The 15,536-nt window shown below is 72.0% G+C and carries 12 protein-coding genes; 4 read left to right on the top strand and 8 right to left on the bottom strand.

The genetic code is table 11. From position 1 onward, the window contains the following. The first annotated feature begins 57 nt into the window (after window positions 1-57). Window positions 58-1,038 carry an aldo/keto reductase gene (locus AB0G10_RS06120; RefSeq protein ID WP_360917224.1) on the top strand — a complete coding sequence of 327 codons (981 nt, stop codon included), beginning with the start codon at window positions 58-60 and terminating at the stop codon, window positions 1,036-1,038. 118 nt (window positions 1,039-1,156) lie between these two features. Here AB0G10_RS06120 and AB0G10_RS06115 read toward each other — a convergent pair whose 3' ends face one another. From AB0G10_RS06115 to AB0G10_RS06105, 3 genes are all read right to left on the bottom strand, one after another. Further along, complete coding sequence (locus AB0G10_RS06115) at window positions 1,157-3,676, bottom strand: DNA topoisomerase IV subunit A (protein ID WP_360917221.1); 2,520 nt, start codon at window positions 3,674-3,676, stop codon at window positions 1,157-1,159. A gap of 13 nt (window positions 3,677-3,689) precedes the next feature. Continuing rightward, the gene (locus tag AB0G10_RS06110) at window positions 3,690-5,747 is read right to left on the bottom strand and encodes a DNA topoisomerase IV subunit B (protein WP_360917219.1); all 2,058 of its coding nucleotides are present in this window, start codon (window positions 5,745-5,747) and stop codon (window positions 3,690-3,692) included. A gap of 116 nt (window positions 5,748-5,863) precedes the next feature. Next, a complete protein-coding gene (locus AB0G10_RS06105; RefSeq protein WP_360917216.1) occupies window positions 5,864-6,472 on the bottom strand; it encodes an adenylate/guanylate cyclase domain-containing protein in 609 nt (202 codons plus the stop codon). Between the two features lie 177 nt (window positions 6,473-6,649). Here AB0G10_RS06105 and AB0G10_RS06100 point away from each other — a divergent pair, with 177 nt between their 5' ends. Both AB0G10_RS06100 and AB0G10_RS06095 read left to right on the top strand, forming a co-directional pair. Beyond that, window positions 6,650-9,469 carry an AAA family ATPase gene (locus AB0G10_RS06100; protein WP_360917213.1) on the top strand — a complete coding sequence of 940 codons (2,820 nt, stop codon included), beginning with the start codon at window positions 6,650-6,652 and terminating at the stop codon, window positions 9,467-9,469. A 176-nt stretch (window positions 9,470-9,645) separates the two neighbouring features. Further along, window positions 9,646-10,416, top strand: a complete 771-nt coding sequence (locus AB0G10_RS06095; protein WP_360917210.1) for a DUF5995 family protein — start codon at window positions 9,646-9,648, stop codon at window positions 10,414-10,416. An 82-nt stretch (window positions 10,417-10,498) separates the two neighbouring features. On the opposite strand, the gene AB0G10_RS06090 is transcribed toward AB0G10_RS06095, so the two are convergent. The 3 genes from AB0G10_RS06090 to AB0G10_RS06080 are packed head-to-tail and all read right to left on the bottom strand — an operon-like array spanning window position 10,499 to window position 13,098. Continuing rightward, window positions 10,499-11,020, bottom strand: a complete 522-nt coding sequence (locus tag AB0G10_RS06090) for a hypothetical protein (protein ID WP_360917207.1) — start codon at window positions 11,018-11,020, stop codon at window positions 10,499-10,501. Window positions 11,021-11,054: 34 nt separating this feature from the next. Next, entirely contained in the window at window positions 11,055-12,410 is a 1,356-nt protein-coding gene (locus tag AB0G10_RS06085) for a histidine kinase dimerization/phospho-acceptor domain-containing protein (RefSeq protein ID WP_360917205.1), read from the bottom strand. Further along, on the bottom strand, window positions 12,403-13,098 hold the full coding sequence (locus AB0G10_RS06080) for a response regulator transcription factor (protein WP_360917202.1): 696 nt from the start codon (window positions 13,096-13,098) through the stop codon (window positions 12,403-12,405). The genes AB0G10_RS06085 and AB0G10_RS06080 overlap by 8 nt, the downstream gene beginning before the upstream one ends. Window positions 13,099-13,288: 190 nt before the next feature. Between AB0G10_RS06080 and AB0G10_RS06075 the strand changes: the two genes are divergently transcribed. After that, entirely contained in the window at window positions 13,289-14,248 is a 960-nt protein-coding gene (locus AB0G10_RS06075) for a glutathione S-transferase C-terminal domain-containing protein (protein ID WP_360917199.1), read from the top strand. Window positions 14,249-14,255: 7 nt separating this feature from the next. On the opposite strand, the gene AB0G10_RS06070 is transcribed toward AB0G10_RS06075, so the two are convergent. Both AB0G10_RS06070 and AB0G10_RS06065 read right to left on the bottom strand, forming a co-directional pair. After that, a complete protein-coding gene (locus AB0G10_RS06070; protein ID WP_360917196.1) occupies window positions 14,256-14,813 on the bottom strand; it encodes a Uma2 family endonuclease in 558 nt (185 codons plus the stop codon). Between the two features lie 28 nt (window positions 14,814-14,841). Next, window positions 14,842-15,486, bottom strand: coding sequence for an NAD(P)H-binding protein (locus tag AB0G10_RS06065; protein WP_360917193.1), 645 nt, complete (start codon window positions 15,484-15,486; stop codon window positions 14,842-14,844). Window positions 15,487-15,536: the final 50 nt, after the last annotated feature.

Below are 15,536 nucleotides of genomic sequence, written 5' to 3'. Positions count from 1 at the left end.
GTTTGTGGGTTGTTGTGGCTTGTCCTGGAGCGCGCTCCAGCTCCTAGCGTCGACGTCATGGAACGCAGAGACTTCGGCAGGCTCGGACAGATCAGCGCGCTCACCCTCGGCGGCGGCGGCCTCGGCGGCGTCTGGGGAAGCACCGACCGCGGCGAGGCGGTGGCGACCGTGCACGCCGCCCTCGACGCCGGCATCACGATGCTGGACGTGGCCCCCTCCTACGGCGACGACTACGAGGCCGAGCGGGTGATCGGTGACGCGCTGCGCTCGTCCTCCCACCCGGACGCGCAGGTCACCTCGAAGGTCCAGGTCCACGACGTCCCGCCGGGCGGCGACTTCGCCGGCCTGATCGGCCGCAGCCTCGAGGGCAGCCTCACCCGCCTCGGCCGCGACCACCTGGACCTCTTCCTGCTGCACACCCAGCTGCTCCCCCGCGACGGCTCCGCCTCCGCGGCCGGCACGATCCACTGGGACTCCTACCGCGACGCCGTGATCCCCGCCTTCGAGCACCTGCGCGAGACCGGCAAGATCCGCGCCTGGGGCATCACCGCCGTAGGACACCCGCAGACCACCTTGGACGCCCTCCAGTCATCCCCGCGCCCGGACGCCGCCCAGATCATCGTCAACCCACTAGACATGAACGGCGACATGTGGATTTATCCGGATGTCGCCCCGCGCAACGACGAGCTGATCGACGTGGCCAGCGCCCACGGCATCCCGATCCTGGCCATCCGAGCAGTAGCAGCAGGCTCCCTTACCGACAACCTGGACCGCAACCTGCCACCCACCCACCCGGCGGCAAAGGACTTCGCCGAAGCCGCCCCATTCCGCAAGCTGGCAGCAGACCTGGGCACCTCAGCAGCCGTCCTGGCCCACCGTTACGCCCTCTCGGTCCCCGGCGTCTCCAGCGTCATCCTGGGCGTGAAGAACCGCCGAGAACTCACCGAATGCCTCCAGGCAGAGGCCGAGGGCCCCCTCCCCGCAGAGGTCCTCACGGCAATCCACGCACTGCCGGGATCCCGCCGCACCCAAGGGTGACCAGGCAAGGTTTTGGGGCGGGGATGGCCCACGCAGGGATCAAGCCTGACCGCCCGGAGTGGGCCATCCCCGCCCCAAAACCGCCCAGAGAGCGCCCCAAAACCGCCCCGGCAGCGCGTCAGTCCCTCTCGATCAGGTGCCCGATGAGCTGCGGCCCCATGATGACGGCGGTCCCGGACCCGTCACGACGGGAATCCGGCTCCGGCAACTCCACCGGATCACCAGTGGCAGAGGCACCGACCGGCCGCGGACCGACCCACGCCACGACCAGCTGCGTCTCCCCCTTGAGGAACCGCTGCGCCCGCACCCCGCCGGTGGCCCGCCCCTTGGCCGGGTACGACGCGAACGGCGTCAGCTTCACCTGGGTCCCGGTCGACGTCACGACCATCGGCTCACCGTGCTCGGTGTCGGCCGTGTTCACCGCGTTGAACGACAGCACCACGGCCTCGGCGGCCAGGTTGACGCCGGCCATGCCGCCGCCCTTGAGGCCCTGCGGCCGCACCAGTTTCGCCGGGAAGCGCAGCAGCGACGCGTCGGAGGTGACGAAGACGAGCGCCTCGGCCCCGTCGACCAGCCAGGTGGCCTGGAGGACCTCGTCGCCCTCCTTCAGCGTGATCACCTCGAACTCGTCGGAGCGGACCGGCCACTCCGGGGCGCACACCTTCACGATGCCGTGCTTCGTGCCCATGGCGAGGCCGGGCGAGTCGCCCGCGGCCAGTGGCGCGAGACCCACGACCTTCTCGCCCTTGTGCAGCGGCACCAGCTCGGAGGCGGACATGCCGCCGCGCAGCGAGACGGTCCCGGACTGCTCGGGCAGCACCGGCAGGGTCAGCACGTCGGTCTTGAACGCCCGGCCCCGGTTGGTGATCAGCAGGATGCGGCCGCGGGCCGTCGAGTGGATCACCGCGCGGACCGCGTCGTGCTTGACCCGGCCGCTGCGCTTGCGCGCCTCGGTGCTCTCCTCGCTCTCCGCCGCCGTCCGCGCGATCAGCCCGGTGGCGGAGAGGATCACCTGGCACGGGTCGTCGGCCACCTCGAGCGGCCCGGCCGGCACCGACGCGGCGAGCACCTCCTTGAGGTCGCCGTCGATGAGGGTGGTGTGCCGCGGCCGGCCGAACTCGGTGGCCACCTCGGCGAGCTCGTCCGAGACGACCTGCTTGAGGACGTCCTCGTTGTCGAGGATGCGGGACAGCTCGGCGATCTCGTTGCGGAGGCGCTCCTGCTCGGTCTCCAGCTCGATCCGGTCGAACCGGGTGAGCCGGCGCAGCGGGGTGTCCAGGATGTACGTCGCCTGGATCTCGGAGAGCCCGAACTCGCTCATGAGGCCGGCCTTCGCGGCGGCCGCGTCGTCGCTCGCCCGGATCAGCGCGACCACGCGGTCGATGTCGATCAGGGCGATGAGCAGGCCGTCGACGAGGTGGAGCCGGTCCTCGCGCTTGGTGCGGCGGAACGTGGTCCGGCGCGTGACCACGTCGTAGCGGTGCTGGACGAACACCTCGAGCAGCGCCTTGAGCCCGAGGGTGCGCGGCTGACCGTCGACGAGCACCAGGTTGTTGATGCCGAACGAGCTCTCCAGCGGGGTCAGGCGGTAGAGGTCGGCGAGCAGCGCCTGCGGGTTGACGCCGACCTTGCACTCGATGACGAGCCGGGTGCCGTGCTCGCGGTCGGTCAGGTCCTTCACGTCGGAGATGCCGACGAGCCGGGCCGCCTGGCGCTGGCCGCGCCGCGGGCCCGAGGTGATCAGCTTGCCCTTCACCTCGTCGGTGATCGCCTCGATGATCTTCTCGGCGCCGACGCCGTAGGGCAGCTCGGTCACCGTGATCGCCTGGCGGCCGCGGCCGCCCTCGAGCAGGCCGGTCTGCGCCCGGGCCCGGATGCGCACCACGCCGCGGCCGGTCTCGTAGGCCCGGCGCACCTCGTCGAGGCCGAGCAGCTGCCCGCCGGTCGGCAGGTCGGGGCCGGGCACGAAGCGCATCAGCGCGTCGAGGTCGGCCTCCGGGTGGGTGATCAGGTGCCGGGCGGCCGCCACGACCTCGCCGAGGTTGTGCGGGATCATGTTGGTCGCCATCCCGACCGCGATCCCGGACGTGCCGTTGACCAGCAGGTTCGGGAAGGCCGCGGGCAGCACCTTGGGCTCCTGCTCGGAGCCGTCGTAGGTGGGCTTGAAGTCGACGGTGCCCTCGCCGAGCTCGCCGACCAGCAGCATCGCCTCGCGCGACATCCGGGCCTCGGTGTATCGCGCGGCGGCCGGGCCGTCGTCGGGCGAGCCGAAGTTGCCGTGGCCGTCGATGAGCGGCGTGTTGAGCGAGAAGTCCTGGGCGAGCCGGACCAGGGCGTCGTAGATCGCGACGTCGCCGTGCGGATGGTATTTACCCATCACGTCGCCGACCACCCGGGCCGACTTCACGTAGGGCCGGTCGGGGCGGTGGTTCTGCTCCGACATCGACCACAGGATCCGCCGGTGGACCGGCTTGAGGCCGTCCCGCGCGTCGGGCAGCGCCCGGGAGTGGATGACGGAGTAGGCGTATTCCAGGTAGGAGTCTTCGACCTCGGTGGTCAGCGGGTTGTCGATGACCCGGGCGCCCGGCTGGTCGAAGGCGGACAGGTCGACGCGGTTCTCGTTCTTGCGGCGTGCCATCTCCAGAACCCTCTCAGGCGTCGATCGTCTCTTGGTCGATCCGGCCGGCGGCCTCGATCAACCAGTTCTTCCGGGGTTCGACGCGCTCACCCATGAGCAGCTCGAGGGTGGCTTCGGCGCGCTCGGCGTCCTCGATGGTGATCCGCCGGACGGTCCGCGCCGCCGGGTTCATCGTGGTCTCCCAGAGCTCGTCGGCGTCCATCTCGCCGAGGCCCTTGAACCGCGGGACGGGTTTCTGCACCTGGCGGCCGTCGCGCTCGATCCGGCTGACGGTGCTCTCCATCTCCTGCTGGGTGTAGGTGTAGAGCGTCTCGGCGTTGCGGCCCTTGGTGACCACCTTGTGCAGCGGCGGCATCGCGGCGAAGAGCCGGCCGTGCTCGATCACCGGTCGCATGTACTTCGCGAAGAGCGTGATGAGCAGCGTACGGATGTGCGAGCCGTCGACGTCGGCGTCCGCCATGATCATGACGCGGCCGTAGCGCATCTGCCCGATCTCGAAGGTGCGCCCCGAGCCGGCCCCGAGCACCTGCACGATCGCCGAGCACTCGGCGTTGTCGAGCACCTGCTGGAGGCTCGCCTTCTGGACGTTGAGGATCTTGCCGCGGATCGGGAGCAGGGCCTGGTATTCCGAGCTGCGGGCCATCCGGGCGGTGCCGAGGGCCGAGTCGCCCTCCACGATGAACAGCTCGGAGCGGTCGATGCCGATGGCCCGGCAGTCGACCAGCTTGGCCGGCATCGAGGCGCCCTCGAGCGCGGTCTTGCGCCGGGCCGCGTCCTTCTGCTGCTTCTGCGTGAGGCGCACGCGCGCCGCGTCGACGATCTTCTGGAGGACCGTGCGCGCTTCCGACTTGGTCTTCCGGTTGTCGATCCACTCCTTGACGTACGCCTCGACGAGCCCCTGCATGACCCGGGTGACGCCGGCCGTGGACAGCTCGTCCTTGGTCTGCGAGGTGAACTGCGGCTCGGGCACCCGCACGTGGATGACCGCGGTCATGCCCTCCAGCAGGTCGTCCAGGACCGGCGGCTCCTCCTTGGGCTTGAGCAGGCCGCGGGTGTTGCGGATCGCCTCGGTGAGCGAGCGCACCAGCGCCCGCTCGAAGCCCTTGCGGTGGGTGCCGCCGTGCACGTTGCGGATCGTGTTGGTGAAGCACTCGACGGTGCGCTCGTAGCCGGTGCCCCAGCGGAACGCCACCTCGATCTGGGCGTGCCGGACCACGTTCGACTGCATCACGCCGTTGGCGTCGGCGGCGTTCTCCTTGTAGGTCCCCTCACCGGTCACCATGAGGATGCCGGAGACCGGCTTGTCACCCGACGGGGTGAGGAACTCGACCATGTCGACGAGCCCGTTGGGGTAGTGGAAGGTCTCGGTGGCCGGCTCCTCGGCCGTCGCGTCGAACAGCGTGTATTGCACGCCGGGGACGAGGAAGGCGGTGTTGCGCAGCTTGGTGCGGACGGCCTCGACGTCCAGCGCGGCGCCGGTCTCGAAGTAGCGGGAGTCGTACCAGTAGCGGATCGACGTACCCGTGGGCTCGCCGCGCTTCATCCGCCGCACCACCCGCAGGCCGGGCTCGCGGCTGAAGGCCGCGTCGGGGCCGGGGCCGTCGAAGACGCCCGGCACGCCGCGCTGGAACGAGATCTCGTGGACCTTGCCGTCGCGCTTCACCGTCACGTCGAAGCGCAGCGAGAGCGCGTTGACCGCGGAGGCGCCGACGCCGTGCAGACCGCCGGACGTCTTGTAGCCCGAGCCGCCGAACTTGCCGCCGGCGTGCAGCCGGGTGAGCACGAGCTCGACGCCGGAGAGGCCGGATTTCGCGTGCACGTCGGTCGGGATGCCGCGGCCGTCGTCGTCGACCTGCACCGAGCCGTCCGAGTGCAGGGTCACCGCGATCTTGGTGGCGAACTCCGCCACACCCTCGTCGGTGCAGTTGTCGATGATCTCGTTGGCGAGGTGGTTGATGCCCCGGCTGTCCGTCGACCCGATGTACATACCCGGGCGTTTGCGGACAGCATCCAGCCCTTCGAGGTGCGTGAGGTCGTCAGCCCCGTACAAGGTCTCTGGCTGTGCGGTCACGAGGCGGTTACTCCCGATCGGCCATGGGTGGTCAAGACGGCGCGAGCCTACCCGGCGCCTACGACACTTCTGCCCCAGGCGAGGCAGGTCTCAACCACACCGTGGCCTAAATCGGCTTAAACCGGGGCAAAAACCGAAACAACCTGCGGCTGGAGCGCGCGGAACAGATCAAGAGGGTACGGCTTGCCGGGCACCGACACCGGCGGAAGCTCCTGATAGGCGATCAGCGTGTCCGTCACGTCCCGGGTGGCCGAGCAGACCACGACGGTGTCGTGCGGCGCGTAGGACTGCAGCCGGGACGCCGTGGTGACCACGCTGCCGCTGATCATGGCGTAGCCGCCGTCGAAGGCCGCCATCGGATCGACGATCACCTCGCCGGTCGCGAGACCCACCCGGGTCCGGACCGGGAACCTGCCGGCCAGGAGGCGCCCCCTCAACGCCTCCTGGACCGACAGGCCCGCCCGGACGGCCGCGGCGGCCGCCTCCGGGCCGAATTCGCCGTCGCCGGCGCCGAACACCGCCATCACCGCGTCGCCGACGTACTTCTCGACGATGCCGCCGCACGCCCGCACCACTCCGGACACCGTCGCGAAGTAGTCGCGCTGGAGCGCGCGGACCTCCGCGCAGTCGAGCCGGTCGACAAGAGTGGTGAAGCCCACGATGTCGATGAACAGCACGGTGACGTTCTGGCGCCGCTCCTGCTCGGCCATGGTGATGGTGGTCATTCGTCTCACGCTCCCCCAGATCACTGCGTTGACCGGGAGTACGGTGCCAGCCCCGGCCACGGCGCGGATCCGCAGAACGACGTATCTCTGACAGCATCGGCGTTCGTCATTTTTGTGACGCAGAACAGTCCGAACCGACGACAACGTGATACGCCGATTCGCATTAGGCTGCCGGTCATGGCCAGCCAGGGGGACGACGGGCCGCTTGTCGGGCGCACCGGCACGCTGACCGAGATTCAGTCCAACCTGCGCAACGTCGGCCCGGGTGGCACAGCCGCTGTGTTCGTGACCGGGGAGAGCGGGGTCGGCAAGAGCCGGCTGCTGCGCGAGACCGCCGACGCCCTGCGCGGGTCGGGCTTCGCCGTGCTCTCCGGGACCTGTCTGGACATCGGCGACGCCTCCCCGCTGCACCCGGTCCTGCAGGCCCTGCGCCGGCACGACGGCGGCCTGCCGGTGACCGCCACCGCCCCGGGCGACGCCGGCGCGCTGCTCGACCGGGTCTCCCACGACCTGCGCGCGATCGCCGGCGACCAGCAGCTCCTGCTCGTCCTCGACGATCTGCAGTGGGCCGACCGCTCGACCCGCCAGCTGCTGCTCTACCTGCTCGCCGGCCTCGGCGACGTGCGCATCTCGGTGCTCGCCGCGATCCGGGCCGAGGCCCTGCACGGCACCCACCCGCTGCGCCGGGTCCTCGCCGAGCTGCGCCGGCTGCGCTCGGTGCGGGTGGTCGACCTCGCCCCGCTCAACCAGGACCAGACCCGCGAGCTGGTCAGCGCGATCGTCGGCGACGGCATCGCGGCCGAGGACGCCGACCGGGTCTTCAAGCGCAGCGGCGGCAACCCGTTCGTGGCCGAGGAGCTCTCCCGCGACCTGCGCGACGGCCGGATCGAGCTCTCCGACACGCTCCGCGAGATCTTCCTGACCAGGGTGGACGAGCTGCCGGCCAACGCACACCAGGTGGTGCACGCGCTGGCCGCCGGGGTCGAGCCGGTCGGCCACGCGGTGCTGTCCAAGGTGGTGCCGCTCCCCGAGGACCAGCTCATCGAGGCGGTCCGGGCCGCCGTGGCGCACCGGTTCGTGGCCAGCGACGGCGACGGCTACCGGCTCCGCCACCGCCTGGTCGCCGAGATCCTGGAGCAGGAGGTGCTGCCCGCCGAGGCCACCGCCCTGCACCGGCGGTACGCCGAAGCGCTCGAGGCGGAGCCCGGCGAGCCCGACCACGCCCGGCTCGCCCACCACTGGCAGCGCGCCGGCGAACCGTCGCGGGCCCTGCCTCCGGTGGTGGCCGCCGCCCGGTCCGCCGAGGCCCTCTACGGCTTCGCCGAGGCGCACCGCTACTGGACCATCGCCCTGCAGCTGGTCGCCGAGGACGACCCGGAGCGCACCGGCCTGCTCGGCGACGCGGCCGAGTCGGCCCACCAGTGCGGCGAGCACCTGCTGGCGCTGTCCCGCCTGGAGGAGCTGGCCGGCCGCACGGACGCCCCCGGCCGGGGCGCGATCCACCTGCGCCGGGCGCGCTACCTCGCGGCGGCGGGCCGGTTCACGCACGCCGAGAGCGAGTACGAACTGGCCCTGGCCGCGCCGGACTGCACACCGCAGCTGCGCGCCTCGGCCGCCGCGTTCCTCGCCGAGCTGCTGGTCCAGCTGGCCCGCTACGCCGACGCCCACGAGCGCGCCCGCGAGGCCCTGGAGCTGGCCGCCGTCAACGGCACCACCGCCGACCTGGTCCGGGCCAGCGCCGCGCTCGGCTTCAGCGCCGCCTTCCGGGAGGACCCGGACGCCGGCCTCGCCGTCATCCGGCACGCCGTCGAGATCGCCGAGCGCTCCGGGCACCCGGACGACCTCGGCGTCGCCTACCTGCACCTCGCCGAGCTGCTCACCGGCCCGCTCAACTCGATCGAGGAGGGCGTGCTGGTGGCCCGGCGCGGCGCGGAGCGGCTCTCCACGCTCGGCGGCGGCCGCACCCACCAGAGCCGGCTGCTCGCCATCGCGGCGAACGGCCTGTTCCGCATCGGTCAGTGGACCGAGGCCGACGCGGTGCTCGAGGCGGCCATGCGGCACCGCCCGTCCGGGGCCGAGGCGGTCGAGCTGCTGCTCGCCCGCTGCCGGCTCCTGGTCGGGTACGGCGACCTCGACGACGCCGGCCGTGACCTGGACGCGGCAGCCACGCTGCTGGCCGGCGGCGGGGGCGCCCGGCACATCCTGCCGATGCTGACGCTGCGGGCCGGCCTCGCCATGTGGCTGAGCGAGCACGCCGACGCCCGGGCCGCGGTGCAGCGCGGCATCACCGAGACCCGCTCCGACGACCTGGTCCTGCTCGGCGTGCTGGCCTGGCACGGCCTGCGCGCCGAGGCCGAGGCGCACGTCGCGGGCAAGCCGGTCGACCAGGGCGCGATCCGCCGGCTGCTGATGGTCCGCGACCGGATGGCGTCGAACGCCGACAACGCCGGACCGGCCGCCCGCGCCATCATCGACGCCTACCTCGACCTCTGCGCCGCCGAGCTGAGCCGGATCGAGGGCCGCCACGACCCGGCGCCGTGGGCCCGGGCCGCCGCGATCTGGGACCGGCGCCAGCAGCCGTACCCGGCCGCCTACGCGCGCCTGCGGCACGCCGAGGCGGCCCTGCAGCGCAGGGTCCGGCGGGCCGCCGCCATCACCGGATTACGTGAGGCGTACGCCACCGCGACCGCGATGGGCGCCCGCCCGTTCGCCGCCGAGATCGTCGGGATCGCCCACCGGTTCCGGGTGCCGCTCGCCGACGACCTGCCGACCGTGCCGATGACGGTGCCGGTCCAGCCGGTCGACGAGCTCGCGCTGCTGACCAGCCGGGAGCGGGAGGTGCTGGCCGCGGTGGCCGAGGGCCTCACCAACCGGGAGATCGGCGAGCGGCTGTTCATCAGCGAGCGGACCGTCGGCGTCCACCTGGGCCACATCTTCGACAAACTGCAGGTACGCACGCGGGTCCAGGCCAGTCGTGTCTATCTGACGGCGGCCTGACCAGGGGATCGTTATCCCGCCGTGACATACGTACGCGGAATACGTAGTTCTACCGATCCCCCCGGGGTCATCCGATGGAAGGGTGGACCACACGGGGGAGCACCACCCGGCGGCACAACCGCCGGGTGGTGCTGGGGGCCCTCCGCAGTTCTGCAATACCCGTGGAGGATCCGAAAATGACCCAACCCATCTGGGGCCCCGTCCAGCAGGAGATGTCCGACCTGCTCAAACGGCACCCCGACGACGTGCCCGGAGTGGTCGATCAGCTGACGAAGCTGCAGGAAGTCCTGTGCCGGGTGCCACCGCTGATGAACAGCAACCCGCTCGCCGACTTCAACCAGCTCTACCTGACGATCACCGAGAACGTGCTGGAGCGGCTCTACGCCGGCAGGTTCAAGGACCCGGCGTTCCTGTCCCGGCTCGACGTCGAGTTCGCGGCGCGCTACTTCGACGCGCTGCGCTACTGGACCGACGGCAGCCCGGCGTGCCCGGGCGTGTGGGCGGGGCTCTTCGGCCGCGTCCCCGGACCGGACGCCCGCCCGCTGCCGTCCGCCGTCGCCGGCGTCAACGCCCACATCAACTTCGACCTGCCGTTCGCGCTGGTCACCACGTTCGACCACCTGGGCACCGACCCGATCGACGGCAGCGACCAGCACCACGACTACCTCCAGGTCAACGACATCTTCAACGAGGAGATCCCGGGTCTGCGCCGCGGGTACCTCGACCGGTGGCAGCTGCTCATCGACACGATGAACGGCGACCTGGACGACTGGTGGCAGGGCGAGATGGTGGAGTACACCCGCAACGTCGCCTGGCGCAACGCCCAGAAGATCTGGTCGATCCGGCACGACATGATCGCGCTGGACAAGCACCGCCGCCGCCTCGACGGCACCGCCACCGGCCTCGGCAAGCTGCTGCTCTCCCCGTTCGCTGACTTCCTGCAGTGATGCGGCTTCCTGCAGTGATGCGGCTTCCTGCAGTGATGCGGCTTCCTGCAGTGATCAGGGCCCCTGGGGGCAGGGTTCCGGATTACTGCAGGACCACCAGGCGGGCCGCGACGGACTCCCCGTCGCGGACCCCGCCCACCGCGACCTTCGCGCCGTCGGTGACCGCGTCCCGCTCGGCCTTCTTCCGGTCCCGCACGATCCGGACCGGGTCGCCGTAGGACCACTTCTGCTCGAAGCCGTCGGTGGATCGCACGGTGAATCCGTCGTCGCCGGCCGCTGTCACCTCGCCGCGCTGCACCACGATCGTGCGCTCACCCTCCTTCCCCTGCACCACCACCTCGCCGTGCAGGGTGTTCTTGCGGAGCAGCTTGCGGATCGCGCGCGGCCGCGGCTGCTTCCCGGCGGGCGACGCCGACGGCGGGACGTCGGTGGCGAACCCCGCCGCCTCGAGGGCGACGGTCTCGAAGTCGGCGGTCTCGAAGTCGGCGGTCTCGGGGCCGGTCGCCGCCACGGCCTGGTCCGGCGGGGGCGCGGGCTGGGCACATCCGGTCACGGCCAGGGCCAGGGCAGTGCCGAGGATCAAGAGCTTCGGGGTACGTGTCATAGCCCCACTGTGGCGGCCTTCCACCCGGACGGCGTCAACCCGATGTTCGGGTTCGGTAAGGAAGCTCCACCGTGAACACGGCACCGCCCTCCGGGGCGTGGCCGGCCGTGATCCGCCCGCCGAGCCGCCCGACCAGCCGCGCCGCGAGCGCGAGCCCGAGGCCGCTGCCGACCGCCCGGACGTCCCGGTACCGCCGGTTCAGCTCACCCCGATGGAAGGCCACGGCCAGGTCGTCGTCGGTGAGCCCGGGCCCGCCGTCGCGCACCTCGACGACGCCCTCGTGGTCCCCGGCGCGGACCGCGAGCACGAGCGGCGCCCCGGCCGGCAGCACCCGCAGCGCGTTCTCGCAGAGCCCGTCGACCACCTGCCGGATCCGTCCCGGGTCGGTCTCCACGACGACCGCGGCGTCCGGCAGCTCGACCGCCAGGGCCGGCCCGTCCGCGCCGCAGCGGGACCGCCACGCCTGACCGGCCTCGCGCACCAGCGCGGTCAGGTCCACAGCGGTCACGTCGAGCGGCAGGTCGGCCGCCTCCAGCCGGGCCAGCACGAGCAGGTCGGAGACGAGCCGGTCGAGCCGGTCGGCCTCGGCGAGCATGGTGCTGCCGGCCTCGGCCGCGCCGTCCGCCTCGATCACCCGGTCGGCGAGCGCCTCGGCGTACCCGCGGATCGTGGTGAGCGGGGTGCGCAGCTCGTGCGAGACCGAGAGCAGGAAGTCGCGCTCGCGCCCCTCGCTGGTCCGCAGCGCCTCGGCCAGCTGGTTGATCGCGTCGGCGAGCCGGGCCGCCTCGGCCGGGCCGCGCCGGGAGATCCGCACGGTGCGGTCGCCCGCGGCGAGCCGGCCGGCCGCCGCCGCGGCCCGCTCGATCGGCCGGGTCACGAACCGGGCCAGCAGCGCCCCGGCGACCACGCCGCCGAGCAGGCCGGCCAGCAACGCCACCCAGACGCTGCCGAACACCCGGGCCGCCGTGCCGGTGGAGGCCCGCTGGGTGAGCACGACCCCGGCGTCCCGGCCGGTCAGCGGGCGGCCGGCGATGAAGACGGGACGGCCGTCCAGCATGGCCCGGGTGTCCACCAGGTCGCCGCCGGCCACCGCGGTCACCACCCGCTCGGGCAGGCCGCCGCGGTCCGGCGCGCCCCGGCGGATCAGGTAGATCTCGATGTCGTCCCGGCGCAGCCGCTCGGCGATCCGGGCCCGGGCGGCCGGCCGCTCGTCGGCGAGGAGCTCCTCGGCCAGCGCGGTCTTCGCCATCAGCTCGGCGCGGCTCTGCAGGTTCACCGAACGGACCGCCACCGGCACCGCCACCAGCGACGTGACGATCACGGCGATCACCGCGGTGGCGGCGGTGACCAGCACGGCGCGGCCGGTGAGCGTCCGGAAGAAGTCACGCATCGGCGGTGTACCCGACCCCGCGGACCGTCCTGATCAGCGGGGCGGCGGCGCCGAGCTTGGCCCGCACCTGCGCCACGTGCACGTCCACGGTCCGGGTGCCGGCCGCCGAGGCGTATCCCCAGACCGCGGCGAGCAGCTCCTCCCGGGTGAAGACGCGACCGGGACGGCCGAGCAGGTGGGCCAGCAGGTCGAACTCGGTCGCGGTCAGGGTGAGCGACCGCCCGTCGACGGTCGCCGACCGGCGTTCGAGGTCGAGGCGGAGCGGTCCGGTCCCCCGTACGATCGCCGCTCCTGACGAAACGGCCGCGCGGCGCAGCAGCGCCTTGACCCGCGTCACCAGCTCGCGGGGACTGAACGGCTTGGTCACGTAGTCGTCGCCGCCCAGCTCCAGACCGACGATCCGATCGACCTCGTCGTCCCGCGCGGTGAGGAAGACGACCGGGGTCCAGTCGTCGTCGGCCCGCAACCGCCGGCAGATCTCGGTGCCGTCCATGCCGGGCAGGGCGATGTCGAGCACGCACGCGACCGGCCGCAACCGGCGGGCGGCGGCGAGCCCGGCCACGCCGTCGTGCTCCACCTGCACGCCGAAGCCCTCCCGGCGCAGATAGAGCCGGACCAGGTCGGCGATCGGCCGCTCGTCCTCGACCACGAGGACGAGCCCCCTGCCCGTCGCTTCCACGGCGTCCATGATGCCGCCGGTGCGCACCGGGCGGTGTACGAGGAAGGTAAAGGTCGCCGCGGGAACGCTCCCACGGCACGGACAGCGTGTCCGGAAAGCGCTCTCCCTTCCGTGCTATAAAGACGAGCGTGCGCACCGGAACCGGGCGAGGCGTCGCACACGGGGGGATGCCTCGCCCCCCGGCGGGTATGAACGAGACATGGGCTATGCGGACGAGTCGGGTGAGTTCACCCGCGACCAGCGCTACATCTCGACCCGGATCACCGCGGACGGCCGCGACGGATACCCGGTCGAGCCGGGACGATATCGGCTGGTGGTGAGCCGCGCCTGCCCCTGGGCCAACCGGGCGATCATCGTACGCCGGCTGCTCGGCCTCGAGGACGTCCTCTCGATGGGGGTCGCCGGGCCGACCCACGACTCCCGGAGCTGGACCTTCGACCTGGACCCGGGCGGCCGCGACCCGGTGCTCGGCATCGAACGGCTCCAGGAGGCGTTCCTCAAGCGGTACCCGGACTACGACAAGGGCATCACCGTGCCCGCCGTCGTCGACGTCCCGACCGGCCAGGTGGTGACGAACGACTTCGCGCAGATCACCGTCGACCTGTCGCTGGAGTGGACGGCGTTCCACCGCCCCGGGGCGCCCTCGCTCTACCCCTCCTCGCTGCGCGCCGAGATCGATTCGGTGAACGAGGTCGTCTTCGCCGACGTCAACAACGGCGTCTACCGCGCCGGGTTCGCCGGGTCGCAGGAGGCGTACGAGAAGGCGTACGTGCGGCTCTTCGACCGCCTCGACTGGCTCTCCGACCGGCTGGCCGGGCAGCGCTACCTGGTCGGGGACACCATCACCGAGGCCGACGTCCGGCTGTTCACGACCCTCGCCCGCTTCGACGCGGTCTACCACGGCCACTTCAAGTGCAACCGGTCGAAGCTGACCGAGATGCCGGTGCTGTGGGCGTACGCGCGCGACCTCTTCCAGACGCCCGGCTTCGGCGACACCATCGACTTCACCCACATCAAGCGGCACTACTACGAGGTCCACCGGGACATCAACCCGACCGGCATCGTCCCCCTCGGCCCCGACCCGCGCGGCTGGCTCGAGCCGCACGGCCGGGAAGCGCTGGGCGGCCGCCCCTTCGGCGACGGCACTCCCCCGGCGTGACCTCGTCTCAGGCGCCGAGTTGGTCTCCCGGATCGGTCCGCAGCAACCAGGCGAGCGGCATCCTCGCGCGCTCGGTGTAGGCGCCCGGAGCGGCGAGCTGGTACACCGTCACGGTCTGGGCCTCGTCCCGGTCGACGACCCAGTAGCGGGGAATTCCCGCCGAGGCGTATTCGCGGCGTTTGGTGACCTCGTCCATCGCCTCCGAGCCCGGCGAGACGATCTCGATCACCAGCAGGAGCCCGGTGACGGCCAGCCAGACACCGCGGGGCGGCGGCTGCTGCCACACACTGATGTCGGGGATGCGGCCCCCGTCACGTCCCGGCCCGGGCACGCGGATGCCGGCGACCTGGAGCACCTGGTCGGCCGGCCAGCCCGCCAGGATGAGCCAGGCGAAGAGACGGCTGGCGATCTGCGCGTGCTCCGAGTCGGCGGGCGGCATGACGGACAGCACTCCCTCGGGACTGGTCTCGTATCGGTGACCGTTCCGATCCGAGGCGTTCATGGCCGCCAGATCGTCGAGCGTCACCACGGCGGGCATGTGCATGCCGACGCTCTCCGCGCTCATCCGGTCATCCTACGAGGCCGGGCGCGGATCAGTGCATGTCCGCGTTCGTGACGACGCGGCGCGGGAAGCCGGTACGGGCCGCGCGCAGCATGGCCCGGCCGATCGCGTCGGTGGTGGTGACGTGGCCGGGCGCGATCCGGCGGAGGAGCGGCACGAGCGGGGCGGTGAGCGCGTACGCGGTGTTGTACCAGCCGGTCTTCGAACGGGCGCCGTGGGTGGGCTGGATGAAGCCGGGACGGAAGGCGTAGCCGTTCTCGAAGATGCCCATGATCTCGTTCTCGGTGCGGCCCTTCACCCGGGCCCACTTGATCCGGCTGTTCGCGTCGGTGCCCGCGCCGGAGACGTAGACGAAGGTCGTCCCCGGATTCCGGGCGGCGAGGGCGCGGGCCGCGGCCACCGGGTAGTCGTAGGAGATCCGGGTGTACGACGCCTCGTCCATGCCCAGCGAGGAGACGCCGAGGCAGTAGAAGCAGGCGTCGTACCCCTCAAGCGCCTCCTCGATCGGGGACAGGTCGGCGAAGTCGGCGAGGGTGACCTCCTCGAGCTTCGGGTGGCGCACGCCCGTCGGGGTACGCGTCACCGCCAGCACGCCGGTCACGTCCGGCGCGAGCAGGGACTCCCGCAGGACACCCTGGCCCACCATCCCGGTCGCCCCGAAAACAATCACCCGCATGCCCGCTCCTCAGCGCTGCCAAAACGTCGTACCCCGGGCCTAGGGTCTCA

Origin of the sequence: Actinoplanes sp. NPDC023714, from assembly GCF_040639855.1 — a bacterium.
In the GTDB taxonomy this organism is placed as follows: Bacteria; Actinomycetota; Actinomycetes; order Mycobacteriales; family Micromonosporaceae; genus Actinoplanes.
The sequence above is the reverse complement of the archived record's forward strand: the minus strand, read 5'-3'. Positions and strand labels throughout refer to the sequence as shown.

Coding starts and splice junctions, on each gene's coding strand:
- AB0G10_RS06105 (WP_360917216.1), bottom strand. CDS start 6,472: ATGACCACCATCACCATGGCCGAGCAGGAGCGGCGCCAGAACGTCACC.
- AB0G10_RS06075 (WP_360917199.1), top strand. CDS start 13,289: ATGGGCTATGCGGACGAGTCGGGTGAGTTCACCCGCGACCAGCGCTAC.
- AB0G10_RS06115 (WP_360917221.1), bottom strand. CDS start 3,676: ATGGCACGCCGCAAGAACGAGAACCGCGTCGACCTGTCCGCCTTCGAC.
- AB0G10_RS06100 (WP_360917213.1), top strand. CDS start 6,650: ATGGCCAGCCAGGGGGACGACGGGCCGCTTGTCGGGCGCACCGGCACG.
- AB0G10_RS06070 (WP_360917196.1), bottom strand. CDS start 14,813: ATGAGCGCGGAGAGCGTCGGCATGCACATGCCCGCCGTGGTGACGCTC.
- AB0G10_RS06085 (WP_360917205.1), bottom strand. CDS start 12,410: ATGCGTGACTTCTTCCGGACGCTCACCGGCCGCGCCGTGCTGGTCACC.
- AB0G10_RS06080 (WP_360917202.1), bottom strand. CDS start 13,098: ATGGACGCCGTGGAAGCGACGGGCAGGGGGCTCGTCCTCGTGGTCGAG.
- AB0G10_RS06090 (WP_360917207.1), bottom strand. CDS start 11,020: ATGACACGTACCCCGAAGCTCTTGATCCTCGGCACTGCCCTGGCCCTG.
- AB0G10_RS06065 (WP_360917193.1), bottom strand. CDS start 15,486: ATGCGGGTGATTGTTTTCGGGGCGACCGGGATGGTGGGCCAGGGTGTC.
- AB0G10_RS06095 (WP_360917210.1), top strand. CDS start 9,646: ATGACCCAACCCATCTGGGGCCCCGTCCAGCAGGAGATGTCCGACCTG.
- AB0G10_RS06120 (WP_360917224.1), top strand. CDS start 58: ATGGAACGCAGAGACTTCGGCAGGCTCGGACAGATCAGCGCGCTCACC.